At 73.6% G+C, this 26,035-nt stretch carries 29 protein-coding genes; 19 read left to right on the top strand and 10 right to left on the bottom strand.

The features are described from left to right. Positions 1–65 precede the first annotated feature (65 nt). Positions 66–1,415 carry an aldehyde dehydrogenase family protein gene (locus tag DV20_RS09785; RefSeq protein WP_043778593.1) on the bottom strand — a complete coding sequence of 450 codons (1,350 nt, stop codon included), beginning with the start codon at positions 1,413–1,415 and terminating at the stop codon, positions 66–68. A gap of 90 nt (positions 1,416–1,505) precedes the next feature. Here DV20_RS09785 and DV20_RS09780 point away from each other — a divergent pair, with 90 nt between their 5' ends. Together DV20_RS09780 and DV20_RS09775 are read left to right on the top strand one after the other, a co-directional pair. After that, positions 1,506–2,984 carry an HAD-IIIA family hydrolase gene (locus tag DV20_RS09780; RefSeq protein ID WP_043778592.1) on the top strand — a complete coding sequence of 493 codons (1,479 nt, stop codon included), beginning with the start codon at positions 1,506–1,508 and terminating at the stop codon, positions 2,982–2,984. Further along, entirely contained in the window at positions 2,981–4,027 is a 1,047-nt protein-coding gene (locus DV20_RS09775; protein WP_043778590.1) for a glycosyltransferase family 9 protein, read from the top strand. The genes DV20_RS09780 and DV20_RS09775 overlap by 4 nt, the downstream gene beginning before the upstream one ends. 33 nt (positions 4,028–4,060) lie before the next feature. Here the strand turns inward: DV20_RS09775 and DV20_RS09770 are convergent, their stop codons facing one another. Then, on the bottom strand, positions 4,061–4,249 hold the full coding sequence (locus tag DV20_RS09770; protein ID WP_043778588.1) for a DUF2795 domain-containing protein: 189 nt from the start codon (positions 4,247–4,249) through the stop codon (positions 4,061–4,063). 388 nt (positions 4,250–4,637) lie between these two features. Here DV20_RS09770 and DV20_RS09765 point away from each other — a divergent pair, with 388 nt between their 5' ends. The 5 genes from DV20_RS09765 (at position 4,638) to DV20_RS09750 (ending at position 7,093) form a co-directional block, all read left to right on the top strand. Beyond that, on the top strand, positions 4,638–5,462 hold the full coding sequence (locus DV20_RS09765) for an SDR family oxidoreductase (RefSeq protein ID WP_084093397.1): 825 nt from the start codon (positions 4,638–4,640) through the stop codon (positions 5,460–5,462). A 153-nt stretch (positions 5,463–5,615) separates the two neighbouring features. After that, on the top strand, positions 5,616–6,077 hold the full coding sequence (locus tag DV20_RS09760; protein WP_043778585.1) for a DUF4383 domain-containing protein: 462 nt from the start codon (positions 5,616–5,618) through the stop codon (positions 6,075–6,077). A 64-nt stretch (positions 6,078–6,141) separates the two neighbouring features. Continuing rightward, positions 6,142–6,309, top strand: coding sequence for a hypothetical protein (locus DV20_RS45775; protein ID WP_167344369.1), 168 nt, complete (start codon positions 6,142–6,144; stop codon positions 6,307–6,309). Continuing rightward, positions 6,306–6,734: a hypothetical protein gene (locus DV20_RS09755; protein WP_043778584.1), complete on the top strand. Its 429-nt coding sequence runs from the start codon at positions 6,306–6,308 to the stop codon at positions 6,732–6,734. Before DV20_RS45775 ends, DV20_RS09755 begins: the two co-directional genes overlap by 4 nt. Then, a complete protein-coding gene (locus tag DV20_RS09750; protein ID WP_043778580.1) occupies positions 6,731–7,093 on the top strand; it encodes a VOC family protein in 363 nt (120 codons plus the stop codon). Before DV20_RS09755 ends, DV20_RS09750 begins: the two co-directional genes overlap by 4 nt. A 1-nt stretch (position 7,094) precedes the next feature. On the opposite strand, the gene DV20_RS09745 is transcribed toward DV20_RS09750, so the two are convergent. The 3 genes from DV20_RS09745 to DV20_RS09735 all read right to left on the bottom strand — a co-directional run bounded on the left by DV20_RS09745 (position 7,095) and on the right by DV20_RS09735 (position 8,596). Continuing rightward, positions 7,095–7,517, bottom strand: coding sequence for a DUF6292 family protein (locus tag DV20_RS09745; protein ID WP_043778579.1), 423 nt, complete (start codon positions 7,515–7,517; stop codon positions 7,095–7,097). Between the two features lie 85 nt (positions 7,518–7,602). Next, on the bottom strand, positions 7,603–8,253 hold the full coding sequence (locus DV20_RS09740; RefSeq protein ID WP_043778577.1) for a phosphoribosyltransferase: 651 nt from the start codon (positions 8,251–8,253) through the stop codon (positions 7,603–7,605). Between the two features lie 4 nt (positions 8,254–8,257). After that, positions 8,258–8,596, bottom strand: a complete 339-nt coding sequence (locus DV20_RS09735) for a hypothetical protein (RefSeq protein WP_043778575.1) — start codon at positions 8,594–8,596, stop codon at positions 8,258–8,260. A 252-nt stretch (positions 8,597–8,848) separates the two neighbouring features. On the opposite strand from DV20_RS09735, the gene DV20_RS09730 reads away from it, so the two are divergent. Next, positions 8,849–10,276: a glycoside hydrolase family 76 protein gene (locus tag DV20_RS09730; RefSeq protein WP_043778573.1), complete on the top strand. Its 1,428-nt coding sequence runs from the start codon at positions 8,849–8,851 to the stop codon at positions 10,274–10,276. A gap of 74 nt (positions 10,277–10,350) precedes the next feature. Here the strand turns inward: DV20_RS09730 and htpG are convergent, their stop codons facing one another. Further along, positions 10,351–12,246, bottom strand: a complete 1,896-nt coding sequence (gene htpG / locus DV20_RS09725) for a molecular chaperone HtpG (protein ID WP_043778919.1) — start codon at positions 12,244–12,246, stop codon at positions 10,351–10,353. Positions 12,247–12,419: 173 nt separating this feature from the next. Between htpG and DV20_RS09720 the strand changes: the two genes are divergently transcribed. The 5 genes from DV20_RS09720 (at position 12,420) to DV20_RS09700 (ending at position 18,863) form a co-directional block, all read left to right on the top strand. Further along, positions 12,420–13,358 (top strand): alpha/beta hydrolase family esterase, encoded by a 939-nt coding sequence (locus tag DV20_RS09720; RefSeq protein ID WP_043778570.1) that lies wholly within the window; start codon positions 12,420–12,422, stop codon positions 13,356–13,358. Between the two features lie 92 nt (positions 13,359–13,450). Then, positions 13,451–13,912 carry an HNH endonuclease gene (locus DV20_RS09715; RefSeq protein WP_043778568.1) on the top strand — a complete coding sequence of 154 codons (462 nt, stop codon included), beginning with the start codon at positions 13,451–13,453 and terminating at the stop codon, positions 13,910–13,912. 100 nt (positions 13,913–14,012) lie between these two features. Further along, entirely contained in the window at positions 14,013–15,368 is a 1,356-nt protein-coding gene (locus DV20_RS09710; protein WP_043778567.1) for a protein kinase domain-containing protein, read from the top strand. Positions 15,369–15,558: 190 nt separating this feature from the next. Beyond that, the gene (locus tag DV20_RS09705; protein ID WP_235190764.1) at positions 15,559–17,700 is read left to right on the top strand and encodes a hypothetical protein; all 2,142 of its coding nucleotides are present in this window, start codon (positions 15,559–15,561) and stop codon (positions 17,698–17,700) included. A gap of 14 nt (positions 17,701–17,714) precedes the next feature. Continuing rightward, on the top strand, positions 17,715–18,863 hold the full coding sequence (locus DV20_RS09700) for a S53 family peptidase (RefSeq protein ID WP_235190763.1): 1,149 nt from the start codon (positions 17,715–17,717) through the stop codon (positions 18,861–18,863). Between the two features lie 292 nt (positions 18,864–19,155). Here the strand turns inward: DV20_RS09700 and DV20_RS09695 are convergent, their stop codons facing one another. The 4 genes from DV20_RS09695 to DV20_RS09680 form a co-directional block, all read right to left on the bottom strand. Beyond that, positions 19,156–19,809 carry a LuxR C-terminal-related transcriptional regulator gene (locus DV20_RS09695; protein WP_043778562.1) on the bottom strand — a complete coding sequence of 218 codons (654 nt, stop codon included), beginning with the start codon at positions 19,807–19,809 and terminating at the stop codon, positions 19,156–19,158. 4 nt (positions 19,810–19,813) lie between these two features. Then, on the bottom strand, positions 19,814–20,203 hold the full coding sequence (locus tag DV20_RS09690; RefSeq protein WP_043778560.1) for a hypothetical protein: 390 nt from the start codon (positions 20,201–20,203) through the stop codon (positions 19,814–19,816). Positions 20,204–20,234: 31 nt separating this feature from the next. Next, the gene (locus DV20_RS09685; RefSeq protein ID WP_043778558.1) at positions 20,235–21,443 is read right to left on the bottom strand and encodes a cytochrome P450; all 1,209 of its coding nucleotides are present in this window, start codon (positions 21,441–21,443) and stop codon (positions 20,235–20,237) included. A 256-nt stretch (positions 21,444–21,699) separates the two neighbouring features. Beyond that, the gene (locus DV20_RS09680) at positions 21,700–22,194 is read right to left on the bottom strand and encodes an Lrp/AsnC family transcriptional regulator (protein WP_051735872.1); all 495 of its coding nucleotides are present in this window, start codon (positions 22,192–22,194) and stop codon (positions 21,700–21,702) included. Positions 22,195–22,574: 380 nt separating this feature from the next. Between DV20_RS09680 and DV20_RS09675 the strand changes: the two genes are divergently transcribed. The 6 genes from DV20_RS09675 to DV20_RS09650 are packed head-to-tail and all read left to right on the top strand — an operon-like array spanning position 22,575 to position 26,032. Next, positions 22,575–23,072 (top strand): L,D-transpeptidase, encoded by a 498-nt coding sequence (locus DV20_RS09675; RefSeq protein WP_043778557.1) that lies wholly within the window; start codon positions 22,575–22,577, stop codon positions 23,070–23,072. Positions 23,073–23,084: 12 nt separating this feature from the next. Beyond that, on the top strand, positions 23,085–23,849 hold the full coding sequence (locus DV20_RS09670) for a putative protein N(5)-glutamine methyltransferase (protein ID WP_043778556.1): 765 nt from the start codon (positions 23,085–23,087) through the stop codon (positions 23,847–23,849). 35 nt (positions 23,850–23,884) lie between these two features. Then, positions 23,885–24,361 (top strand): RNA polymerase sigma factor, encoded by a 477-nt coding sequence (locus DV20_RS09665; RefSeq protein WP_043778555.1) that lies wholly within the window; start codon positions 23,885–23,887, stop codon positions 24,359–24,361. Continuing rightward, entirely contained in the window at positions 24,358–24,951 is a 594-nt protein-coding gene (locus DV20_RS09660) for a methylated-DNA--[protein]-cysteine S-methyltransferase (protein WP_051735871.1), read from the top strand. The genes DV20_RS09665 and DV20_RS09660 overlap by 4 nt, the downstream gene beginning before the upstream one ends. Next, the gene (locus tag DV20_RS09655; protein ID WP_043778553.1) at positions 24,948–25,661 is read left to right on the top strand and encodes a 2OG-Fe(II) oxygenase; all 714 of its coding nucleotides are present in this window, start codon (positions 24,948–24,950) and stop codon (positions 25,659–25,661) included. The genes DV20_RS09660 and DV20_RS09655 overlap by 4 nt, the downstream gene beginning before the upstream one ends. Further along, a complete protein-coding gene (locus DV20_RS09650; protein ID WP_043778552.1) occupies positions 25,658–26,032 on the top strand; it encodes a hypothetical protein in 375 nt (124 codons plus the stop codon). Before DV20_RS09655 ends, DV20_RS09650 begins: the two co-directional genes overlap by 4 nt. Positions 26,033–26,035 lie beyond the last annotated feature (3 nt).

Genomic DNA, 26,035 nt, shown 5'->3' with positions numbered 1-26,035 from the left:
GGCCCCGGACCGGCGCGCCGGGGCACTTTCACGGGAAAGTGCCCCGGCGCCTTTCTGCGGTTCCGTCATGCGGGCGGGGCGATGTGCACGAGCTTCGTCTGCGTCATCTCGTCGAGGAGCTCCGGCCCGTAGCCGTACCCGCTGCCGCTCCGGCCGCGGGGGTGGGCCGCGCCGCCCGGGGCGCCGCCGAACACGTTGTTGACCTTGACCGTTCCCGCCGGGAGTTCGCGCCACGCCCGCTGGGCGTGCGTCATCGAAGCCGTCAGCACCGTCGCCGCCAGGCCGTACTCGCCCTTCGCGGCTTCGGCCAGGCCTTCGTCGAAACTCTCCACCACCCGGACCGGGGCCACCGGGCCGAACGTCTCCTCCGTCATCACCCGCAGGTCCGGCGCGCACCCGGTGAGCACCGTCGCCGGGTAGTGCGCTCCCGGGCCGTCCGGGACCGCACCGCCGGTCAGCAGCCGGGCGCCGCGCGAGAGCGCGTCCTCGACGTGGGCGTGCACGTGGTCGCGGTGGCGCCGGTCCACCAGCGGGGCGAGCGTGCGCGACTCGGCCTCCTTCACCAGCGCCGCCAGGAACGGCTCGGCGATCGCCGAGCACACGTAGATCCGCTCGACCGCCACGCAGATCTGCCCCGAGTTGGCGAACGCCCCCAGCGCCGCCTGGCCGGCCGCCCACACCGGGTCGACGTCGGAGTCGATCACCAGCGGGTCGTTGCCGCCGTTCTCCAGCAACGTCTTCGCGCCCGTCGCGGCCGCGCTCGCCGCGATCGACCGGCCCGTCGCGGTGCTGCCGACGTGCGCGATGACGTCGACGTCGTCGCGCATCGTCAGGAGTGCGCCGACCCCGCCGTCGCCGTGCAGCGTCTGCAGCACGCCGGCGGGGAACACGCCGCCGAGCACCTCCCCGAGCAGCTGCCCGGTGTGCGGCGCGCGCTCGCTCGGCTTGTGCACCACCGTGTTGCCGGTGGCCAGCGCCGCGCCGATGAGCCCGCAGGCGACCGCGACCGGGTCGTTCCACGGCGTGAGCGCGACGACGACGCCGTGCGGTTCGGGCACCATCAGGTCCGTCGCGCCGATGTCGCCGAGCAGGCTGCGGCCGCGGTGGACCGGGCCGAGTTCGGCGTACTGGTCCAGGGTGCCCGCCCCGGCGAGCACGCCTTCGCGGGCTTCGTCACGGGGCTTGCCCGTTTCCGCCTCGTTCGCCTTCGCCAGCTCGTCGGCGTGCGCCCGCAGCCGTTCGGCCGCGGTGTGCAGCAGCGCCCCGCGCTCGGCGGCCGAGGTCCGCGCCCACGGCACCCGGGTCTCGCGAGCCAGCGTGAGCGCCGCGTCGATCTCGTCTTCGCCCGCGGTCGGCACAGTGCCCACCACGCTGCCGTCGGCCGGGTTCCGGATTTCGATCGTTCCCGCGGTCATCCGCACCTCCTTCTCGTCGCCCGCCGGTTACCCGGGTGCGGGGCCTTCGACACGCCGTTTGATCACCGCCGCCCGGGGTACCCGGGTCCGGTGACTGCTTCGCTCGACTACACCGTGGTGATCCCCACGACGGGCCGGGAGACGCTTCGGCCACTGCTGCTCACCCTTCTCGGCGGGCCCGATCCGCGGCCGGCGGAGATCCTCGTCGTCGACGACCGCCCCGGCGGGTCCGAGCTGGACGTTCCCGAGGGCGTGCGCGTGCTCCGCTCCGGCGGGCGCGGGCCGGCGGCGGCACGCAACCTCGGCTGGCGCACCGCGCGGAGCGAATGGATCGCGTTCGTCGACGACGACGTCGTGCTCGCCCCCGACTGGGCGCGGCAGCTCGAAGCCGACCTCGGCTCGCTGCCGCCGGACGTGGCCGCGTCCCAGGGCCGGATCACCGTCCCGCTGCCCGCCGACCGGCGGCCCACCGACGACGAACGCGGCACCGCGGGCCTCGAGCGGGCGCGGTGGATCACCGCGGACATGGCCTACCGCCGCCGCGCGCTCGTCGAGGTGGGTGGCTTCGACGAGCGGTTCCCGCGCGCGTTCCGCGAAGACTCCGATCTCGCCCTGCGCGTCGCCGAAGCCGGGCACCGGATCGACCAGGGCGAGCGGCTGACCACGCACCCCGCCCGGCGGGCCGGGTTCTTCTACAGCCTGAAAGCCCAGCGCGGCAACGCCGACAACGCGTTGATGCGCGCCAAGCACGGCGTGCTCTGGCGGCAGCGCACCGGCGCCGGGTCCGGCAGGCTCGGCCTGCACGCACTGTCCACAGTGGCCGGTCTGGCCGCGCTGACGCTGCCGGTGCTGCGGCAGCGCGGGAAGGCGCTGCTGGCGGCCGGCGTCTGGGCCGGGCTGACGGCGGAGTTCGCCACCCGGCGGATCCTGCCGGGCCCGCGGACCCCCGGCGAAGTGGCGCGCATGGTCGTCACCAGCGCCCTCATCCCGCCCGCCGCGTGCTACCACCGGCTGCGCGGGGAGATCGCCGCGCGGCGGCCCCGGCCCCCGGTGGCGGTGCTGTTCGACCGGGACGACACGCTGATCGTCGACGTTCCCTACCTCAACGACCCGGACGGTGTCCGCCCGGTGCCCGGCGCGGTCGAGCTCGTCAACGGGCTGCGGGAGCGCGGAATCCCGGTCGGGGTGGTGAGCAATCAGTCCGGTGTCGCGAAAGGACTGATCACGCGCGAACAGCTCGACGCGGTGAACGCCCGCGTCAAGGAGCTCTTCGGCCCGTTCGGCACCTGGCAGGTCTGCGTCCACGACGACGGCGACGGCTGCGCGTGCCGGAAACCCGCCCCGGGCATGGTGTTGCGCGCCGCCGCGGAGCTCGGCGTCGACCCCGCGTCCTGTGTGGTCATCGGCGACACCGGCGCCGACGTCGACGCCGCGCTGGCGGCCGGCGCCCGTGCGGTGCTGGTGCCGACGCACCGCACGCTCGAACCGGAAATCGCCCGGGCCCGGCAGCACGCCGCCGTCGCGCGGGACCTGTCCGAGGCGCTGCGCGTCGCCGGGGTCGCCGGATGACCCGGGTGCTCGTCGCCCGCCAGGACAACCTCGGGGACGTCCTGCTCGCCGGACCCTGCGTCCGCGCGGTCGCGGCGTCCGGGGCGCACGTGACGCTGCTGACCGGACCGCACGGCCGCGCCGCCGGCGAACTGCTGCCCGGCGTGAGCGACCTGCTCACCTGGACCGCGCCGTGGATCGACCCCGAGCCGCCGCCGGTGACCGCCGAGGACACCGGCGAGTTCGTCGCGCTGATCCGCGCGCGGGCGTTCGACCGCGCGCTGATCCTGACGTCGTTCCACCAGTCCCCGCTGCCACTGGCGCTGCTGCTGCGCCAGGCCGGGGTGCCGTGGATCGGCGCGATCTCCGAGGACTACCCGGGCAGCCTGCTCGACCTGCGCCACCGCGTCGACGGCGATCCGCCGGAGCCGGTCCGCATGCTGTCGCTCGCCGAAGCGGCGGGCTACGCGCTCCCGCCGGACGACCACGGCGCCTTGGCGCTGCGGCGCCCGTTGCCGGACACGGCCCGGCTGACGGGCGGCGGCGCGTACGTCGTGGTGCACCCCGCGGCGTCGGTGCCGGCCCGCCAGCCGTCGGCGGCGTGGAGCCGCGAGACCGTGCGGGCGCTGGCCGCCGACGGGCACCGGGTGCTGGTGACGGGCGCGCCGGCGGAGCGCGCGCTGACCCGGGAGGTGGCCGGGACGTCGGGAGTGGACCTCGGCGGCCGGACGTCCCTGGCGGAGCTGGCGGCGATCCTGTCGGGCGCCCGGGTCGTGGTGGCGCCCAACACGGGCCCCGCCCACCTCGCCGCGGCGGCGGGCACCCCGGTGGTGTCGCTGTTCGCGCCGGTCGTGCCGCAGGAGCGGTGGGCGCCCTACGGCGTCCCCACGGTGGTGCTCGGCGACCAGCACGCGCCCTGCCGCGCCACTCGCGCGCGGACTTGCCCGGTCCCCGGCCACCCCTGCCTCGAGACGATCGACCCCGCCGACGTCTGCCGCGCGGTGACGGCCCTGGCGCAGCCGGGTGCCGTCCTGCCGGAGACCGCCGAACTGACCTCGGGCTGAGCGCGGCCCGGGCGCGCCCGGGCCGCGGGATCGTCAGCCGCCGATCTCCTTGCTCACGCCGCTCGGCCCCTCGTAGGTCCGGTCAGGCAGGCCGCGCACGATGTCCAACGTGTCCGAGTCGGCACCGTTCTTCTCGGCCGCCTGCACCAGGTCGTCACGCTTGGCCGGGTAGTCGACGCCGGACAGGTACTTCTGCAGTTCGATCGGGTTCGGCTTGCTCACGGGAGCTCTCCTTCCGTTCGGGGAACCGCGCGATTACCCCGGCCGCCGCCCGACACACGCTCAGGACGGCACCGGCTGCTCCCCCGCCGGGTGAAGGTGGCGCACCGCGGCGTCCGGGTGGCGCGTCAACGGTCGCAGCGGCAACGGCGTCGATTCGGCGAGCTGTTCCAGGTGCCGCAGCAGGATCCCCTCCGCAACGCCCCCGGGCCGACCTCGACGCGCGGGACGTCCAAGGCCGACAACGTCACTTCCGCGGCCACCGCACCGGCCCCCGGCCGAGCACCAGCTCCATCGACCCGCCGCCGATGTCGATCAGCAGCAGCCGCCCGGCCGCCGCGTTTAGTCCCGGGCGGGGGTGGTAGCCGACCGGGGACGAAAGGAGACGCCCGTGTCGCTCCCGGCCCCGCTGCCCGCCGAAGCCGCCACGCCGAGGCGCGCCGTCGTCACCGGTGCCGACTCCGGCATCGGCCGGGCGGTCGTCGCCGCCCTCGCCGGCGGTGGCCTGGACGTCGGCATCACCTACCACTCGGACGCCGATGGCGCGGAGGAAACGGCCGCCGAGGCCCGTTCGCACGGGGTGACCGCGCACGTCCGGCGGCTCGACCTGACCGAGCTGCCCGGCGCCGCCGACGTCGTCGACGCGTTCGCCGAAGACCTCGGTGGCATCGACGTCCTGGTCAACTGCTCCGGCACCGGCAGCAGCGAGCTCGCCGTGGACCTGGACTACGAGAAGTGGCGCCAGGTCCTCGACGTCGACCTCGACGGCGTCTTCCTGCTTTCGCAACGCGCCGCCCGGCACATGATCGACGCCGGGCACGGCGGCCGGATCATCACCATCACCAGCGTCCACGAGCACGTGCCCCGCGTCGGTGCCGCGCCCTACTGCGCCGCGAAGGCCGGCGCGGGCGCCCTGACCCAGGTGCTCGCGCTGGAGCTGGCCCAGCACGGCATCACCGTCAATTCGGTGGCCCCCGGCGAGATCTCGACGCCGATGACGGGCCAGACCGACGCCGACCCGCGCGAGCAGGACCGGCCGGGCATCCCGCTCGGCCGCCCCGGCCACGCGGCCGAGGTGGCGGCCGCCGTCGCGTTCCTGGCGACCCCGGCGGCCGGCTACATCACCGGCACGTCGCTCGTCGTCGACGGCGGGCTGCTGCTGATGGGGGCCCAGCACGGGACCGCCTACCGCGGTCACGACTGGCGCTCCCCCTAAAGACCAGGGGCCCGCGTCCTGGCTGCAGGGACCGGCGCGGGCCCCGGCCGTGGGCCGGACGGCGGATCCCCCAGCTCGCCGTCCGGCCCCTTCCACTTGTCCGTTTTCCGCACGCGCGACGGGGTATCCGGCCGCGGAGGGAAGGAGAACCCCATGTCTTCCGCAGAATCCGGCTCTTCCACCGGAACCCGCACCCGCGCCGGGGCGTCCTGGCTCCGCCCGGTCGTCGCCGTCCTCGGGCTGCTCTACCTGGCCCTCGGGATCGCCGGGTTCCTGACCCCGGAGACCGCCGCGGTCGGCCACGAGACCAGCCGCGCCGTCTGGATCTTCAGCGTGACCCCGCTGCTCAACCTGGTCCACGCGGCGGTCGGCGTGCTCGGGCTGCTCGCCGCGACCCGGCGCACGGGCGCGATCATCTACTGCTGGGTGCTGTTCGTCGGCTTCACCGGGATGACCGCGTACGGCATCCTGGCGACCGCGTTGGTCAACCCCGAGGACCCGATCAACCTGAACTGGGCGGACAACTGGCTGCACGGGCTGACCGCGGTCGCCGGGCTGGTGCTCGGCATCGTCGCCGCCCGGGCGGTCAACCGGGCCGCCGCGCAGGCGCGATGACCTCGGTCGTTTCGCCGGGGGGTCACCGGGTAGCCGGGAAGGACACCGCGTGAAGGAGGTTCCCATGCACCGCGAAAGCGACCGGCATTCACCCCGGGAGGACGACGCTCTGAAGGCCGAGCTGCGCGGGACCCTGCAGGGCAACGGCCCGTCCCGCGCCGAGGAGTGGCGCGAGCCCGAACTCCCGGCCGACGACGAATCGGACGTCCCGCCACTGGGCGGCGGCGCATGACCACGAGCGAAGCGGCGGCGGTGGGCGAACCCGCCGTCGTCGTGCACTACCGCCTCCACGCGGACTTCGCCGGTCCCGGGTGGCTGCGCCGCATCCTGGGGCCGCGGGCCGGTCTGGAACTGGACGCCGCGGGCCTGCGCGTCCGGTTCGGACCGTGGCTGGTCGAAACCCCGTTGAGCAACCTCGCCGGGGCCGAGGCCACCGGCCCGTACCGGGCTTTCCGCGTGTTCGGCGTCCGCCTTTCCCTGGCCGACCGCGGCCTGACTTTCGGCACGACGACCGAAGGTGGCGTGTGCCTCCGGTTCCGCGAACCGGTCCGCGGCATCGACCCGTGGGGCCGCGTCCGCCACCCGGGCCTGACGGTGACGGTGTCCGAACCGGACCTGGTCGCCGAAGCCATCAACCGCATCGTGGCGCAGGCATGACGGCCGCGCGGATCCTTGCGGTGGCGGTGGACTGCCGACGGCCGGACCTGCTGGCCGAATTCTGGTCCGCGGCCCTCGGCAACGCGAAGAGCCGCACGTGGACCGATTCCCACGGCCTGACCTACCGCCAGCTCGACTTCGAAGACGGGCCGGCGTTGCTGTTTCAGCCGGTGCCCGAAGAGAAGGCCGGCAAGAACCGGCTGCACCTGGATCTGGCGCCGGTCGAAGGGGATCAGCGGGCCGAGGTCGAACGCCTGGTGATGCTCGGGGCGAAGGTCCTCGAGGACCCGCCCGACGACCCGTGGATCGTGCTCGCCGACCCGGAGGGCAACGAGTTCTGCGTCCTGCCGGCCCGCTGACTCAGGCCTGCCCCACCGGGTCGCCGGCGTAGGCGGCCAGGCGTTCGTCGAAGCCGTCCGCGGTGCCGGGTCTCCGGAAGTCCGGCGGGTCCGGCCGCCCTGGGTACTTCTCGCCGTACATGCCCGCCACGAACTCCACGACCACCTCGGGCGGGGGCAGGACGTCTTCACCCAGGTAGGCGAGAACGATGACCTCCTCGCCGGCGGCGGACTCCACCGCGGCCGCCCAGCCGTCGCGCTCGTCCCACAGCAATGCCGTTTCGTGGTCCGGGAATCGCGTGAGGCGGCGCTCCAGTGCCACATACGCGCCGGCCGGGACGTCCACCTCGCAGAACCAGGCGGGTGCGTCCAGTTTAGCCGCGACGGCCAGCAGGTACTGCCGTAGACCGCGCGCCGCGGCGCCGAGCCCGTCCCGTTCGCTCATCCCCGCTCCCGCCTCTTCGGTCGGTGCCCCCATCGGGTGATACCCCGTCACCCACCCGGTCAACCCGGGTGCACCCCGAGTGGAGTCACGGGGCGAGCAGGGCCAGGACGTCGTCGTCACCGAGCTGACGGAAGTCGGCGTACCACTGGCCGACCGCGCGGAACTCCGGTGGTTCGGCGACGCAGACGACGTCGTCGGCTTCGCCCAGCAGGCGCGCGGCCGCGCCGGGGGCGGCGACCGGCGTCGCGAACACGAGCGTCCGCGGGCGGGCGGCGCGGACGTCACGCAGCGCAGCCGTCGCGGTGACGCCGGTCGCAAGCCCGTCGTCGACCAGCAGGACGTCCCGGCCGGTGAGGCCGGCGGGCGGTCGGCCGGCGCGGTAGCGCTCGATCCGACGGCACGCCTCGGCCCGTTCCCGGCTCTCGGCCCGGGCCATCCGCGCGGCGGTCAGCTTCAGCGCGCGCAGGCCGGCTTCGTCGTAGATCGCCGGGCCGTCGGGGGTGACCGCGCCGACGCCGTACTCGCGGTGGCCCGGCGCGCCGATCTTGCGGGCCACCGCGACGTCCAGTTCGGCACCGAGCCACCGCGCGACGACGGCGGCCACGGGCACCCCGCCGCGGGCGAGCCCGAGCACGACCGCGTCGGCCCAGGCCCGCTCCCGCAGCTCGCCCGCGAGCCGGCGGCCGCCGTCCTCCCGGTCGGCGAAGATCCGCGGACGAGCCGGCCGCGCGGGCATCAGGTCACGGGCGCCACTCGTCGCGCCAGTCGGGGTGGGCTTCGTACACGGACGCGATCAGCTTGACGGACGCGTCGTCGTGGGCGTCGCGGATCTCGCGGCGCAGGAACTCCGCCTTTTCGGCGAACGGCACCGGGTGCCGGTCCTCCGTCGCCTCGACCGGCCCGCCGGCCAGCAGCAGCCCGTCCTCGTCGTCGGCGTACATGATCCGCAGCCGCCCGCGGCGTTCGGCCTCGTCGATCAGCGGCAGTTCCCCCGCCCGGACGCGCTCTTCGTCCTCCGCGAGCCGGGCGAGCACGAATTCGTCGAGCTTCGCGGTCGTGGTGTCGTCGAGATTCGTCATGGGCCCGGGATACCCGCCGGGCGGCGGGCTCAAGCGTCCGCGCGGCTCAGGCGCCCCGGCGCCCGCGACCACTCCTCCGCCCACCACGCCCGCGGCCGCCGCGCTCGGCACCGGGATCGCGGTGCGGTGCCGGCTCCTGCCGAGCGCGCGGCGGGGGTGAATTCCTGTCCGGAACCTGTCCCGGAAAGGACTGGACCACTGAGATCGGGACGCCACAATGGAACCATCGCCCTTCAACGCGGAAGGTGACCGATGCACTTCCTTGTCGCCCTGCTCGCCGTGGTCATGGCGGCCACGCCCGCCGCGGCCCCGGCCGCCGCCACCCCGATCTGTGACAAGTACTGCGATGCGCGGGATCCGGCCTTGTCCCCCGGTGATCGCGAAGGCGTCTCCGTGACCACCGGATCCCGCCGGATCTCCCTGCACCTCGACGACGCCGACGACATGGGCTGGGCGGCGATCACCGGCGGCGCGGCCGGCGACCACGTCTGGCTGGACCGCTCGTTCGACGCCGGGCGCACGTGGGCGTCGGGCAGCAAACTCGGCGACACCGCGACGCCGCCGGGCGCGACCGGCTGGCGGACGCTGATGTACAACGCCGACGACTGGGCGAACAAGGGCGTCGGACTGCTGCGCGCGTGCGGGCAGCCCGCGGGGTCGGGCACCATCGCCTGCACCGGCTGGGCGCGTCCGACGTGGAACGCCTGGGACCGGCGCACCGCGGCCGCCACGGCGCTGATGGAGCGGTACAACCTCGGCACCGGCCTCTTCGACACGACCGGGTGGTGGAACTCGGCCAACGCGCTGACCGCGGTCATCGACAACGCCCGGATCAGCGGCATGGGCAGCTACCGCTACGCGATCGACACGACGTACACGAAGAACCTCGCCGCGCAGGGCGGCCAGTTCCGGAACGACTACCTGGACGACACGGGCTGGTGGGGCCTGGCATGGGTGGACGCCTACGACCTGACGGGCGACAGCAAGTACCTGAACACCGCGCGCGCCGACGCCGACCACATGTACGCGTACTGGGACGGCGTCTGCGGCGGCGGGGTCTGGTGGAGCACGAGCCGCACCTACAAGAACGCGATCCCGAACTCGCTGTACGTCCAGCTGAACGCGGCCCTGCACAACCGCATCCCGGGCGACACGACGTACCTGGCGCGCGCCCGCGCGGGCTGGACGTGGTTCGCGGGCAGCGGGATGATCAACGGCTCGAACCTGGTCAACGACGGCCTGACCACGTCGACCTGCGCGAACAACGGCCAGCCGGTCTGGACGTACAACCAGGGCGTGCCCCTGGCGGCGCTCACCGAGCTGTACCGCGCCACCGGCGACGCGGGCCTGCTGACGAAGGCCCGCGCGATGGCGAACGCCTCGACGACGAACACCGGCCTGAACCCGGGCGGCGTCCTCCGCGACCCGGGCGAGACGGCCGGCGGTGGCGGCGTCGACGGCCCGAGCTTCAAGGGCGTGTACGTCCGCGACCTGGCGGTGCTGAACGCGGCCCTGACGGACCGTCCGTACACGCCCTACCTGCAGCGACAGGCGAACGCGGCGTACGCGAACGACCGGAACAGCGCGGACGCGTACGGCTTGATGTGGGCAGGCCCGTTCGACCAGCCCGACGCGGCTCGCCAGCAGAGCGCACTGGACCTGATGAACGCGGCCCCCTGACCGATCCACCCGGCTTGTCGTGCGTGGTAAGGCGGGTCAGAACCTGCCTTACCACGCACGAGCGTCAGGAGACGTCAGAGGGTCTTCTCCAGGCGGCCGGCCAGGAGCTTGATGAACCGTGACGGGTCGGCGAGTTCGCCGCCCTCGGCCAGCAGCGCCATGCCGTAGAGCAGCTCGGCCGTCTCGGCCAGGCCCTCGTCGTCCGGGCGGGCCGCGTGGGCCTCGCGCAGCCCGGTCACCAGCGCGTGCTCCGGGTTGAGCTCGAGGATGCGCTTGATCGGCGGCAGTTCCTGCCCCATCGCGCGGTACATCTTCTCCAGCGTCGGGGTCAGGTCGTGCGTGTCGCCGACGATGCAGGCCGGCGACGTCGTCAGCCGCGACGAGAGACGGACCTCCTTGACCGTCTCGCCCAGCGCCGTCCCCATGAACGTCAGCAGGCCCTCGAAGTCCTTCTTCTGCTGCTCGCGGGCGACCTCGGTGGCCTTCTTGTCGTCCTCCGACTCGAGGTCGACCTGGCCCTTGGCGATCGACTGGAACTGCTTGCCGTCGAAGCCCGGCACCGCGTCGACCCACATCTCGTCGATCGGGTCGGTCAGCACCAGCACCTCGAAGCCCTTGGCGCGGAACGCCTCCATGTGCGGCGAGTTCTCGATCGCCGAGCGCGATTCGCCGGTCATGTAGTAGATGTGCTGCTGGCCGTCCTTCATCCGCTCGACGTACTCGCGCAGCGACGTCGGCTTCTCGGCGTCGTGCGTCGAGGCGAACGACGAGATCTCGAGGATGGCCTCGCGGTTCTCGAAGTCGTCGAGCAGGCCCTCCTTCACCGCCCGGCCGAACTCGCGCCAGAACGTCGCGTACTTCTCGGCGTCCGCGGTCATCATCGTCTTGACCGTCGAGAGCACCTTCTTGACCAGGCGACGGCGGATCAGCTGGATCTGCCGGTCCTGCTGGAGGATCTCCCGCGAGACGTTCAGCGAGAGGTCCTGCGCGTCGACGACGCCCTTGACGAACCGGAGGTACTCGGGGACGAGCGACTCGCAGTCGTCCATGATGAAGACGCGCTTGACGTAGAGCTGCACGCCGCGCTTGCGCTCCCGCAGGAACAGGTCCATCGGCGCGTGCGAGGGCAGGAACAGCAGCGCCTGGTACTCGAACGTGCCTTCGGCCTGCAGCCGGATCGTCTCCAGCGGGTCCTGCCAGTCGTGGCTGACGTGCTTGTAGAACTCGTGGTACTCGTCCTCGGAGACCTCGCTCGACGAGCGCGCCCACAGGGCCTTCATCGAGTTGACGGTCTCGACCTCGGCGTCTTCGCCCTCGCCCTGCATCCGGATCGGCCAGGTGATGAAGTCGGAGTACCGCTTGACGATCTCGCGGATCTTCGCCGCGGACGTGTAGTCGTAGAGGTGGTCCTCGGTGTCCTCGGGCTTGAGGTGCAGCGTGACCGCGGTGCCCTGGGGCGCGTCTTCGACCGGCTGGATCGTGTACGTGCCTTCGCCGGTCGACTCCCAGCGGACGCCCTCGGCGGTGCCCGCGCGGCGCGTCACGAGCGTGACCTTGTCCGCGACCATGAAGCTCGCGTAGAACCCGACGCCGAACTGCCCGATCAGGTCCTGCGACGCCGCCGCGTCCTTCGCCTCCTTCAGCTTGGTCAGGAAGTCGGCGGTGCCGGACTTGGCGATCGTCCCGATCAGGGCGACGACCTCGTCGCGGGTCATGCCGATGCCGTTGTCGCGCACCGTCAGGGTCCGCGCCTCCGGATCGGTCTCGATCGCGATGTGCAGGTCGCCGGTGTCCGCCTCGAGGTCCTTGTCGCGGTACGACTCCAGCCGCAGCTTGTCGAGGGCGTCGGAGGCGTTCGACACGAGCTCCCGCAGGAACGTGTCCTTGTTCGAATAGATCGAATGGATCATCAGCTGGAGCAGCTGACGCGCTTCCGACTGGAACTCCAGCGTCTCGATCGGGGCAGTCACTTCCATTCCTTTCCGCGTGTCCGAGGGTGCGCGTGTCCCGGGGGCCCGAGGCCAGGTCGATCCTACCGAGCGGGTCCGACGGTTCCGACCGCGCACTTTATGAACGCAATCTAGGGGCCGCGGGCCCCTCGGGTGATGCTGGCCACACCCCGTTGTCGATCAAGGAGGATCGAGTGCCCGGACGTTTCCCCCGGTGGGCGGCCGTGTTCGCCACGGCCTGCGCCCTGACCACCGCCTTCGCCGCGCCCGCCGGCGCGGCCGGCGTCGCCGACCACCCCGTCCGCACCACCGGCTGCGGGAGTCCCGCGGGCTTCGCGGCCGGGGTGACGACCACCCGGCACGTCACCTCGGGCGGCCTGGACCGCGAGTACACCGTCCACCTGCCCGCCCGGTACGACCCGCACCGGCCGTACCCCCTGGTCCTGTCCTTCCACGGGCACAAGCGGACCTCGCAGTACCAGGAGGAGCTGTCCGGCTTCTCGGCACTGGACGCGATCGCGGTCTACCCGCAGGGCCTGATCGGCACCGACGGCGAGTCCGCGTGGACCGGGGCGCCCTACTCGGCCGCCGCGGACGACGTCCTGTTCACCAGCGACCTGCTGACCGCGCTGCAGCGCACGCTCTGCGTCGACCCGGGCCGGATCTACGCGGCCGGCAAGTCCAACGGCGGCGGGTTCGTCGGCGTGCTCGCCTGCCGCCTGGCCGGGCGGATCGCCGCGTTCGCCCCGGTCTCCGGCGCGTTCTACCCCCAGGGCGGCGCGTGCCACCCGAGCCGTCCGGTGCCGGTCCTCGACTTCCACGGCACCGCCGACACGACGATCCCCTACACCGGCAACCCCGCGAAGGGCCTGCCCGCGATCCCGGACTGGCTGGCGGCCTGGTCCACAAGGGACGGTTGCCGGCCCGATCCGGTGTCGTGGACGCCGGTCACCGGGGTGGTCGCCGAGAAGTGGCTCGGCTGCGACCGGCACGGCGTCCTCGAGCACTACCGCGTCGAAGGCGCCGGGCACGTGTGGCCCAGCACCCGGCCCAACAACGATTCCGCGACGCCGTCGGTGATCGACGCGACGCCGGTCATCTGGCGGTTCTTCCGCGCGCATCCGCTGCCGTGAAACACGATTGACGCAGGTCAAGCCCCTCGGCGACGATGATTTCGGCCCAGCGGGAAAGCGTCCCGCGTCCCATCGTCGAAAGGGAGTGCGCTGTGAAGGTGCTCGTCCTGAACGCCGGCTACGAGCCGCTGCAGACCGTTTCGGTCCCGCACGCGATCCGCATGCTCGTGCGCCACGTCGCCGAAATCCACGAAGCCGAGGATGGCCTCGCCTACGGGCTGTTCCCGCGCCCGAAGATCGTGCGGTTGCTGCGGTATGTCGTCATGAAGTGGCGATATACCCAGCCGCCGCGCTGGTCCCGGCGCGGCGTGCTGGTCCGTGACGGCCACCGCTGCGCCTACTGCGGGCAGCGCGCCACCACGATCGACCACGTGACGCCGCTGAGCCGCGGCGGCGCCCGGACCGACTGGCTCAACACGGTGGCCGCGTGCGGGGGCACCGCCCGCAGCTGCAACGCCCGCAAGGCCGACAAGCTGCCGGGCGAGGCCGGGATGAAACTGCGCTTCACGCCGTACGTCCCGGCGTGGGACCAGCTGCACCGGCCCGGCGCCTGAGCACGGCCTGTCCGTCGGCACACCGGCGGGCAGGCCGTTAGGCTCGAACCGATCGCCACCCGCATCCGTGTGTCCGGGAGGGAAGGCCGGGGAGGTCGCCGTGACCGACGCAGGAGAGCTGATCGCCGGGCGCTACCGGCTGGCCGAACGGATCGGCCAGGGCTCGATGGGCGTGATCTGGCGCGCCCGCGACGAGCGGCTCGATCGGGTCGTCGCGGTCAAGCAGCTGGACTACGACGCGGCCACCGGGCAGGCCGCCGGTGAGCAGGCGCGCCTACGTGCGCTGCGCGAGGCACGGCTGACCGCACGCCTGCGCCACCCGCACGCGATCACGGTGCACGACGTCGTCGACGCGGCCGGCGGGCCCTACCTGGTGATGGAGTACCTGCCCTCGCGCAGCCTGGCGGAGATCCTGCTCGACCGGGAGAGCCTGCCCGCCGACGAGGTGGCGCGCATCGGCGTGCAGGTCGCGTCGGCGCTCGCCGCCGCGCACGCCGAAGGGGTCGTGCACCGCGACGTCACCCCCGGCAACGTCCTGCTCGGGGAGGCCGGCGTCGCGAAGATCGCCGACTTCGGCATCTCGCGGGCCACCGGCGAAGGCACCGTGACCGGCGGCGGGTTCATCGCCGGCACACCGGCCTACCTGGCCCCGGAAGTCGCCGGCGGCCGCGAAGCCGGCTTCCCGTCCGACGTCTTCTCCCTCGGCGCGACGCTCTACCGCGCGCTGGAGGGCGCTCCCCCGTTCGGCAACGACGAAAACGCCATCACGCTCCTGCTGCGCATCGCGAACGAGGAGATCGCCCCGCCGCGGCACAGCGGGCCGCTCGCCGAAGTGCTGACCCGGATGCTGCAGCGGGACCCCGAAGGCCGTCCGTCGATGGCGGAGGTGCAGGAGCTGTTCGAAGCGGTCACCGGCGGCCGTCCGCTGCCGCCGCCCCGCCCGCGGGCCCGGGCCGGGACCCGGCTCCTGCGCGTCCGCCGTCCGCGCCGCCGGCTCGTCCTGGCGGCGGCCGCCGGCGCGGTCCTGCTGGCCATCGGCGTGCTGATCGGCACGGTGCTGGTCCCCGGCGGCACGACCACCGTCGCCGCCCCCGTTTCGTCCGCTTCGCCGCCCCCGGCGTCTTCCGCGCCGACGACGACGGCCGACCTGGGCTGCGCCGCCCGCTACGAGGTGACGAACTCCTGGCCCGGCGGCTACCAGGTCCAGGTGACGGTGCGCAACGACCGCACCGCGGGCCTGTCCGGCTGGAGCGTCCGCTGGCAGCTGCCCGCCGGTCACCGCATCAGCGGCTTGTGGAACGGCACCTACACGGTCGATGGTTCCACGGTGACGGTCGAAAACGCCGACTGGAACGCGAAGCTCGACGCGAACGCGACGACGACCTTCGGCCTGATCGCCCTGACGCAGAACGGAAGTGCCGACGCCCGCCCGGCGCTCACCTGCCGGACGCTTTGACCACCGGGAAGTCACCCGGCGGGAACACGGCGAGATCGTCTTCGTGACCGCGAGCCTTCGACCAGGCGCGGCGCTGACTGTCCGTTGTTGGACCGGTCGGGGTAATTCGCGAAAGATCGAGAACCCGGGCTCAACGGTCCGGGCGGCTGGCTCGTCGGTAGTGGTGATCGATCACCACACGGAGGTGCCAGTGCGAAGAACATTTTCGGTGTTCGCGGTCCTGCTCGCCGGTTCGGCGGGCGTGGCCGGGCTCGCCCCGCCGTCCGCGACAGCCGCGGTCGCCGCGGAACCGTCGTCGACCGTCACCCTCGTCACCGGGGACCAGGTGACCGTCCGGACCGCACCGGACGGCCGGGACACGTTCGAGGTGCGGCCGGCCGCGGCGAAGGGCATGGCGCGGGCGCTGGTGCACCTGCGGCTCGGCGGCCGGGACTACGAGGTGCCCGGCACCGCGCTGCCCTACCTCGGGCGCGGGCTCGACCTGAGCCTGTTCGACGTCAAGGCGTTGCTGGCCGGCGGCCGGGCGCCGGTGGACACCGCCACGTTCGGCGCCGCGCTGGCGAAGCAGTTCGAAGAAGACAGCGCGCGCGGCCGGTTCGGTGGCCGGGGGCTGTTCGCCGACGGCGTGCGGTACGCCCTCGCCGGCGCGCCGCAGCGGCAGGCCGCCCGGCCGCGGTCGGTGATGCGGACGGTCTCCGTCGACGCCACGGACATCGTGGGCAAGCCCGCCGACACCGGCATCGCGTTCCTCTACAACACCGACGACGGCGACGCCCTCGCCGCCGACGAGAACTTCAACTACTTCTTCGGCGGCACGGCCAAGTTCAGCGTGCCGGACGGCAACTACAGCGCGCTCGGCGTGTTCTGGACGACCGACGCCGACGGCAACCCGACCGAACTGCGGTTCAGCGCGCAGCCGGAGTTCGCGGTGCACGCGGACGCGACCGTCCGCGTCGACGCGAAACGGGCGTCCAGCAAGGTGACCTGGGTGACGCCGCGCCCCGCGCTGCTCGACGACACCGGCTTCCTGTTCCGCCGGGCCGCCAGGACCGGGCCGGCCCTGCTCGTCGACTTCGACGCCGGGCCCGGCGTGCCGATCTCGGTGTCGCCGACGGCCGTGCCGGTGCGCACCGGGGCGCTGCAGACCTACCCGTACAGCAGGCTCGTGTCCCCGCCCGGGCCCGGCACGCCGTACGAATACGTGCTGCAGAAGGCGAGCATCGGCGTGATTCCGCAGCAGCGGTACGTGATCACGGCGAAGGACATCGCCGCGGTCGACGCCACCTACTTCAGCGAGTACTCCTCGCTCGGCCTGCGCCAGCGCAGCGGGATGTTCACCTTCGAGGACGTCAGCGGCCGGCCGGCGCACCCGCTCCCGCTGCCCCGGAGGCAGACCGAGTACGTCTCGGCGTCGCCGGACCTGGGGTGGTTCGGCGGGTTCTCGAAGTACGTGCTGCCCGGGCCGTTCCCCGGCTGGGCCGGCGGCCAGCGCGAGCCGTTCCACACCTACCAGGGCGGCTCGTCGGTCACCGAGGACTGGAACCGCTTCCCGCTGCACCCGGCGGGCGAGGTGGCGCTGCTGCCGCTGACCGACGGCCGGGCGTACACGCTGCCGGGTGCGACGCGGGCGGGTGATCTGCTGCGGTTCTCGATCACGCCGTTCAGCGACAACCAGCCGGGCCACACCGGTTTCGGGTTCTACGGCGAGTCCCGGGACACGATCACCGGGCACTACCGGTTCACCCAGGACGGCACGACCCTGGCCGAAGGCGAGCCGCGGGGGGCCGTCGCGGCCGGCTTCGAGCGGGAGGTCGCGCCCGGCCCGTCGACGCTGGGGCTCACGATCGACGCCGGACGCACCGGGCCGATGTACCGGCAGAGCACCGCGACCCACACGGAGTGGACGTGGCCGTCCCGGCACGTCGAAGGCTCGACCCTGCCCCCGACGTTGTACTGCGCCCGCGGGGACGGCGGGCCCGACCGGCAGTGTGCGGTCGAACCGCTGCTGACGCTGAAGTACGCCGTCGGGGGGCTGCGGCCGGACGGGTCGACGGTGTCCGGCCCGCAGGGCATGGACCTGACGGTCGGGCACCTGCAGCAGAGTGCCGTTTCGCCGGTGACGGCGGCGACCGTGCAGTACTCGACCGACGGCACGACCTGGCAGGACGCGACCGTGACCGCCCGCGGCAACGGCGTGTTCCACGCGGACTTCGCCGCGGCCACGGAGTCGTTCGGCGGCACGGACGTCTCCCTGCGCGTCACGGCTTCCGACGCCGCCGGGGCGACGATCGCCGAGACGATCACCGCCGCCTACCACGTCTACACGTCATGAGGGGACTGTCCACAGTGAACAGAAGAGGGCTGGGCGTGCTGGCCGCCGCGGTGGTGGCCGCCGGGTTCGCCACACCGGCCGCGAGCGCGGCACCCGCGCCGCGGGCGGCGTGCCCCGAACGGCCGGGCGTGCTGCGCTGCCTCACCACCTACACCCCCGGCTCGGCCCGCGTCTCGGCCGCCGGCCCGGCCGGCTGGGGCGCCGACGACCTGGCGTCGGCCTACCGGCTGCCCGCCGCGGCCGGACCGGACACCGTCGTCGGCATCTCGATCGCCTACGACGCGCCGAACCTGGAGGCCGACCTGGCCACGTACCGGGCGCAGTACGGCCTGCCGCCCTGCACGACGGCCAACGGCTGCTTTCGCAAGGTGAACCAGCAGGGCGCCGCGGCGCCGCTGCCGGCGGCAGACTTCGGGTGGTCCGTCGAGTCCACATTGGACGTGTCGATGGTCTCGGCGGCGTGCCCGTCGTGCCGGCTCCTGGTCGTGGAGGGCAACTCGCCCGGGTTCGCCGACCTGGCGGAGACGGAAGACACGGCGGCGCGGCTGGGCGCGAAGGTCGTGTCGAACAGCTACGGCGCCCGGGAAGGGGGCGCGCCGCTGGCGTACGCGAGCCACTACCGGCACCCGGGCGTGACGGTGGTGGCTTCCTCCGGCGACAGCGGCTTCACGGCGGCGAGCTATCCGGCCGTCCTGGCGTCGACGATCGCGGTCGGCGGGACGTCGCTGGCCCGCGACCCGGACTCCCCGCGCGGCTGGGCCGAACAGGCCTGGACCTACGGCGGCAGCGGCTGTTCGGCGTACATCGCGAAGCCGAAGTGGCAGCAGGACACCCACTGTGGCAAGCGGACGGTCGCGGACGTGGCGGCGGCGGCCGAGGACATCGCGATCCACGCGACGGACGCGGGCGGCTGGCTCCCGGTCAGCGGCACGAGCGCGTCGGCGCCGTTCGTCGCGGGCCTGATCGGCCGGTCGGGGCACGCGGGAACCACCCAGCCGGCCAGCGTGTACGCGAACGCGAGCGCGTTCACCGACGTGACCACGGGCAGCAACGACCCGGCGGGCGGCGGCAAGAAGTGCGGCGGCGACTACCTGTGCGTCGCGGGGCCGGGCTACGACGCACCGACGGGCACCGGGGTGCCGAACGGCCTGGCGGGCTTCTGAGGGAACCGGTGGCGCGGACACGGCTGTCCGCGCCACCGGCCCGGGCTCGAAGCGGCGCCCGTCAGCGTCGGTCCGCGCACGGCTTCGCCTCGAAGCGGCGCCCGTCAGCGTCGGTCCGCGCTACCGCTCCGGGCTCGAACCGGCGGCCCATCACCCTCAGCCCGCGCCACCACTCCGGGCTCGAACCGGCAGCCCATCACCCTCAGCCCGCGCCACCACTCCGGGCTCGAACCGGCGGCCCATCACCCTCGGTCCGCGCCACCACTCCGGCTCGAAGCGGCGCCCGTCACCCTCAGCCCGCGCCACTCCCCGGGCGACACAGCCCGCGCTCGTAGGCCAGCAACCCCGCGCCCGTCCGGTGCGCACACCCCAGCTTCCGCACCACCCGGGCCACGCACTCCCGCACCACCGGCTCCGGCAGGTCCAGCCGCTCGGCGATCTCCGCGTTCGTCAGCGCCGCGCCCACCGCCGCCAGCACCTCCGTCTCGCGGGCCGTCAACCGGTCCACCGCCGCCAGCCGCTCGTCGCGGGGGCCGGACAACCGGGTCGCCGCCGACACCAGCCGGCGGGAGGCGTCCGGCGACAGCACCACGTGGCCGTCCGCGGCCAGGCGGACCACCTTGATCAGGTCCCGCGGCCGGGCCGACCGCAGCACGAACCCCGCCGCGCCGTCGCGGAGGGCGCGCAGGATGCCCGTGTCCGAGTCGAACGTCGCCAGCGCCACCACCGCCGGGCGCCGGGCCGACGCGTCCGGCGGGTCCAGGCGCAGGTCCAGCAGCACCACGTCCGGCAGCCGGCGGCGCAGCGTCACCCGCGCCGCCGTCGCGTCGGGGACCGCGCCGACGAGCTCGATGCCGTCCGCTTCCCCGAGGATCGCGCTCAGGCGGGCTCGCACCGCCGGGTCGCGCTCGGCCAGGAGGACCCGGACCGGCGGCGGTGCGAGCACCGCGTCAGTCCTTGGGCCGTAGGCGGATCAACGGCAGGTCGGTCTTCGACGCCCCGACCAGGTCACGGCCGCCCGGGCCGCGCAGCCGCACCTCGCGGAACCGCACCGACGAAAGCTGCGCGGCTTCGATCGGGTAGACGTCGCCGTAGCGCTTGATCTTGTCCACCAGTTCCTTGCCGAGCAGTTCGACGAGACCGGCGTGCCGGGTCGCGCCGCCGCCCAGCGGCACGTCCAGCTGCTTGCGCACCTCGGGAAACCGCTGGTCCAGCTCGACCGCCAGCTGGTGGATGGTGACGTAGGCCCGGCCGAACTCCGAGGCGTCGGGACCCGGCGGGATCTCCGTCAGCACCTTGACGAGCTTGTCGTCCATCCCGAGCTTGTCCCACAACGTCACGTCTTTTCCTCCGCTCACGACCGCCGTTGGTCTACCAGAGGACCGGCACGCGGTCCACTCCCCCGGTGACACGGTTGGTCCGGATCCGGAGTTCATCCACGCCGACGGCCAAGCGCAGCCCGGGGAACCGCCGGAACAGCGACCCGAACACGACGCGCAGCTCGGTGCGCGCCAGGCTGGCACCGATGCAGAACCAGCCGCCGTAGGCGAAGGCGACGTGCGCGTTCGGTTTCCGCTCCGGATCGAACGTCCCGGCGGCGGGGAACACGCTTTCGTCCCGGTTGGCCGCGGCGATCGACAGCACGACCGCGTCCCCGCGCGCGATGGTCACACCGCCGAGCTCGACGTCGTCGTGGGCGTACCGCAGGATGCCGAGCCCGCTCGGGGCGGACAGCCGCAGGATCTCCTCGACGACGCCGTGCACCCGCCCCTCGGGATCGGCGGCCAGCGCGTCCCGGCGGGCGAGGTCGGTGAGCAGGTAGAGCGCGCCGAGGTCGATCCGGTTGGAGGTCGTCTCGTGCCCGGCGAACAGCAGGCCGGCGGCGAGCCGGGCGAGATCGTCGTCGCCGAACGACGGGTCCCCGGCCTGCGCCCGCACCATGTCGGAGACGACGTCCTGGCCGGGATCCCGCCGCTTCGCCGCGGCGAGCCGGCTCATGTAGGCGGTGAACTCGTCGAGCGCGGCGTCCGCGCCGCCGCCGATGTCCATCCGCCCCATCCGGTCCGACAGCACGCGGAACGTCTCGCGGTCCTCGTACGGGACGCCGAGCAGTTCGCAGATGACCAGCACCGGAAGCGGGAACGAAAGGTGTTCGTGCAGGTCGACCGGGCCGTCGCCGGCGCGAGCCCGTTCCATGGCGTCGAAGCAGCCGTCGGCGAGTTCCTGGACGTGCCCGGCGAGCCGCCGGATCCGGTTGGCGGAGAAGGCGGGCACGAGCAGGCGCCGCATCCGCGCGTGGTCGGCGTGCTCGGACTCGTGGTCCCCCTGCGGACGGCTGAGGATGGCGGCGTCCGAGAGGGCCGACGCCTCCTCCGGCGCGGGGTGCGAGCGCCCGAACCGCGGATCGGTGAAGACGGCGCGGACCTCCTCGAACCCGGTGACCAGCCAGGCCGGGTCCCCGGCCGGGGTCGTCACCGCCACCACCGGCCCCTGCCGGCGCAGCACGTCGAACAGCGGGGCGATTTCCAGGACGTTCGGCCGCGGGAACGGCAGACGCGGGGTGTCGGTCGTGGCGGTCATGGGTTCTCCTCCCGGGTGCGCGGCCGATCGGCGCGGACGCGGGCGGGCCGGTCACCGGCCGCTCCCCCGGTCCCCCCGCGATCCACGGTACTCAGGAACGCGCCCCCGGGTCCGGGAACGCGGGTTCCCCGCCCGATCGGGTCAGTGGTCCCGGCCGGAGCACCGGAATCGTCGGTGCCGCCCGGTATCGTGGACAGCGGGGCCGGAGGCCGACCCCACCGCGCCACCGCAGGCTTGTCCAAAGTGGACGCCACGGTCAGCGGGTACCCCACTGGTACGTCTGTTTCCGCAGCTTGAGGTAGACCATCGCCTCTGCGTGCCGGACGCCGGGCAGCGCGCGGATCCGCGTCGAGATCAGCTGGAGCAGTGCCTCGTCGTCGGCGCAGACGGCCTCGCAGAGCAGGTCGTAGCGTCCGGCGCAGAGGATCACGTACGCGATCTCGTCCATTTCGGCCAGTGCGTCGCCGACCGGCTCGAGCGGGCCGTCGACGGTGATCGCGATCATCGCCTGCCGCAACAGCCCGACCCGCAGGGGATCGGAGACGGCGACGATCTGGATGACGCCGGAGTCGGCCAGCCGCTGCACCCGCTGCCGGACCGCCGCCTCGGACAGGCCGACCGCCTTGCCGATGGTCGCGTACGCCCGCCGCCCGTCCTCCCGAAGCTGCGCGATGATCTGCCGCGAGATGTCGTCGAGCACCGGCGGGGCGGGCCGTCCGGTCGCGTTCTGGCTGCTCACGCCGCGGATCATCCCCGAGACGGGTGAGGCCGGGCAAACCCGACCGGCCCGTGACGGTGAGTGCTGTTCCCTCCGTCGCACCTTGCTGCCTGCCTCGGCATCGCCTGCTGCCACTCGGCACGCTGGTGCCGGCATCAGCGTGCCGGTCGCCGTGCTGGAAGCTCGGCATCAGGTCCGTGGTCACCACCCCGGCCGTGCCGGACACCGCGCTCGCCGAAGCCGACCTGACCGCGCTGGTGAGCGAGCCGTTCGGCTCGTCGTGGCGCTGGGCGGGACGGTGCCCCGGAGTAGCGATTCGGCGTCGCCCGGCCGGGGTAACCCACTCGCGCTCAACCTCCGGGGCCGTTCACCCGTACTACTCCCCGGCGGAGCTTTCGGCGAGGGGATGACGGATGCGCAGGACCGGGGTGGTGACCCTGCTGGGGGCGGTGCTGGTCACGGGGGCCTGCGCGGCCCCGCGCACGACGACACCGAGCCCGATCGCCGAGCCGGTGCCGCTGACCACCACTCCGGTGACGACGACGAAGACCACGCCCCCGCCCGCGCCGCCGTGCGCCATCGCGACCGGTGCCTGCGTGAGCCTGGCGCAGCGGCAGGCCTGGCTGCTGCGGGACGGCCGGGTGGTCCGCGGCCCGGTCCCGGCCGGCTTCGGACCGCCCGACCAGGCGACGCCCGCCGGGTCGTTCCACGTCGTGTGGAAGGACCGCGAGCACCGCAGCAGCCAGTACGGCACCGACATGCCCAACTCGGTGTTCTTCGCCGCCGGCGGCATCGCCTTCCACGCCGGGCCGCTCGACGCGCCGTCGCACGGCTGCGTCCACTTGACCGACGGCGATGCGGCGGCGTTCTTCACCGGGCTGAACGTCGGTGACGCGGTGCAGGTCTTGTAAGCTCCTTCCCCGTTGGACACTCCTACCGTCGTCTCCCGGCTGCGCGCCGCGGGCTGCGTGTTCGCCGAGGACGAGGCCGATCTCCTCGTCGCCGCCGCCACGACCCCCGCGGAACTCGACGCGCTCGTCGAACGCCGCGTCGCCGGGCTGCCCCTGGAGCACCTGCTGGGCTGGGCGGAGTTCCACGGCCTGCGCGTCACCGTGCGGCCTGGGGTGTTCGTGCCGCGGCACCGCACGGGGTTCCTGGTCGACGTGGCCGTCTCGCTCGCTCCCCCGGACCCGGTGGTGCTCGACCTGTGCTGCGGCTCCGGCGCGCTGGGGGCCGCGTTCGCCGCGGCGCGCCCGCCGCGTGAGCTGCACGCCGCCGACGTCGAACCCGCCGCGGTCGAGTGCGCCCGGCTGAACCTGCCGGACGCCCACGTCCACCGGGGCGATCTCTACGACGCATTGCCGTCGGCCCTGCGCGGCCGGGTCGACGTGCTGCTGGCGAACGTGCCGTACGTGCCTTCGGACGCCGTCGCGACGATGCCGCCGGAGGCTCGCCTGCACGAGCCGCTGGTGGCGCTCGACGGCGGCGCGGACGGCCTCGACCTCGCCCGCCGGGTCGCCGCGGGTGCGCCGGGCTGGCTCGCGCCCGGCGGGACCCTGCTGATCGAATCGAGCGAACGGCAGGCGCCCGTGCTGGCGGAAATCCTCGCGGAGGCGGGGTTGTCGCCGCGGGTGCACTCCTGCGACGAGGTGGGAGCGACCGTCGTGACCGGTACCGCGAAACCGTGATCTCACGTTCCGGCGCTCCCGGACGTCTACCTGGTGTGATCGTGACACCGTTCGAGCAAGTCGTGACCGAGCACGGGCCGATGGTCCTCCGGGTCTGCCGGGCCGTGCTCGGGCCGGCCGACGCCGAAGACGCCTGGTCGGAAACCTTCCTGGCCGCGTTGAAGGCGTACCCGGATCTGCCCGCCGACACGAATGTGCAGGCGTGGCTCGTCACGATCGCCCACCGCAAGGCCGTCGACGTCACCCGCGCGCGGGCCCGCCACCCGGTCCCGGTCGGGGAGGTCCCGGACCGGCCCGGCCGCGCGGACGCGTGGAACGGCGACCTGTGGGACGCGCTGGCGAGGCTGCCGGACAAGCAGCGCCTCGCCGTCGCCTACCACTACCTGGCCGGGCTGCCGTACCGCGAGATCGCGGAGATCACCGGCGGCACCGCCGACGCCGCGCGGCGGGCGGCCGCCGACGGCGTCAAGGCACTGCGGTCCGGCTACCCCCTGGAAGGAGCGCACTCATGACGGACATGTTCCGGTTCTTCACCGACGAGATCCTGCTCGACTCGCGCGTGATGCACGAGCGGCTCGTCGCCGACGCTGCCGACCGGGGGCTGCTGGACGTCGCCTACCACACGGTCGACTCCCCGGTCGGGTCGCTGCTGCTGGCGGCGACCGAGCAGGGGCTGGTGAAGGTGGCGTTCGACCGTCAGGACCACGAAGCCGTGCTGGCCGAGCTGGCGTCGCTGATCAGCCCGCGGATCCTCCGGGCGCCGGCCCGGCTCGATCCGGTGGCGCGGCAGCTCGACGAGTACTTCACCGGCGAGCGGCACGCCTTCGACGTCCCGCTGGACCTCCGGCTGGCGCGGGGGTTCCGCCGGGCGGTGCTGGACCACCTGCCCGAGATCGCCTACGGCCGCACGGAAAGCTACGCGCAGGTGGCGGCGGCGGCCGGCAGCCCGAGGGCGGTCCGCGCGGTCGGCACCGCGTGCGCGCTCAACCCGGTGCCGGTGGTGGTGCCGTGCCACCGGGTGGTCCGGTCCGACGGGTCGTACGGCCAGTACGCCGGCGGCGAGGAAGCCAAGCGGGTCCTGCTGACGATGGAGGCGGCGTGACGACGTTCGAAGAGCGCGTCGCCGCGGCGGACTGGGCCGCGGTGGCCGCCGAGCTCGACGACCTCGGCTGCGCGCTCCTGCCGGAGCTGCTCACCCCGGCCGAGTGCGCGCGGCTGGTCGCGCTGTGGGACGAGCCGTCGCACTTCCGGGCGACGGTGAACCTGCGCCGTCACCGCTTCGGGGACAACGGCGACTACCACTACTTCGCCGCACCGTTCCCGGAACCGGTGCAGCGGCTGCGGCAGGCGCTCTACCCGCGGCTGCTGCCGATCGCGCGGGACTGGGCCGCGCGCCTCGGCCGTCCGGCCGAGTGGCCGTCCACTTTGGACGAGTGGTTGGCGGTGTGCCACGCCGCGGGTAAGCGGCGGCCGACACCGATCCTGCTGCGCTACGAGACGGGCGGCTGGAACGCGCTGCACCGCGATCTCTACGGCGACAAGGTGTTCCCGCTGCAGGTGGTGATCAACCTCAACGACCCGGGCACCGACCACACCGGCGGCGAGTTCCTGCTGGTCGAGCAGCGGCCGCGCGCCCAGTCCCGCGGCACGGCAACGCTCGTCCCGCAGGGCCGCGGCCTGGTGTTCACCACCCGCGACAGGCCGGTCCGCTCGGCCCGCGGCTGGTCGGCGGCCCCGGTGCGCCACGGTGTTTCGGTGGTCCGGACGGGCCGTCGTCACACGCTCGGCCTCGTCTTCCACGACGCGGCATGACGTCCCTCGAACTCGAGGCCCTCCTGGGCCTGATCGGCGGGGCCCGGCACATCGTGATCGGCACGGACACCTCTTCCCGCGCGGACGGCGAGCGACTCGCCACGGCGTGGGGCGGCACGGTGCTGGCCACGGTGACCTGGCCCGAGACGGCGGCGTCGTGGCTGCGCCAAGCCCTTCGCTTCGCGGCCCCGGAGCCGGACGCGTGGGTGGTCAGCGCCACCCCGGCGGGCTGGACGGGCATGTCCCGGCGCCTGCTGCGATCGACGTCGTGGAGTCCACATCGGACTTTCGCGACGTCGGCACTGGAGGGCTTCCCGCTCCCGGGCCTGCGGGGCGCCCGCACGGACGGCACCACCTGGGAGACCGCTTGAGAG

The sequence above is a fragment of the Amycolatopsis rifamycinica genome, assembly GCF_000695625.1.
In the GTDB taxonomy this organism is placed as follows: Bacteria; Actinomycetota; Actinomycetes; order Mycobacteriales; family Pseudonocardiaceae; genus Amycolatopsis; species Amycolatopsis rifamycinica.
This window is presented reverse-complemented; position numbering and strand designations above follow the sequence as displayed.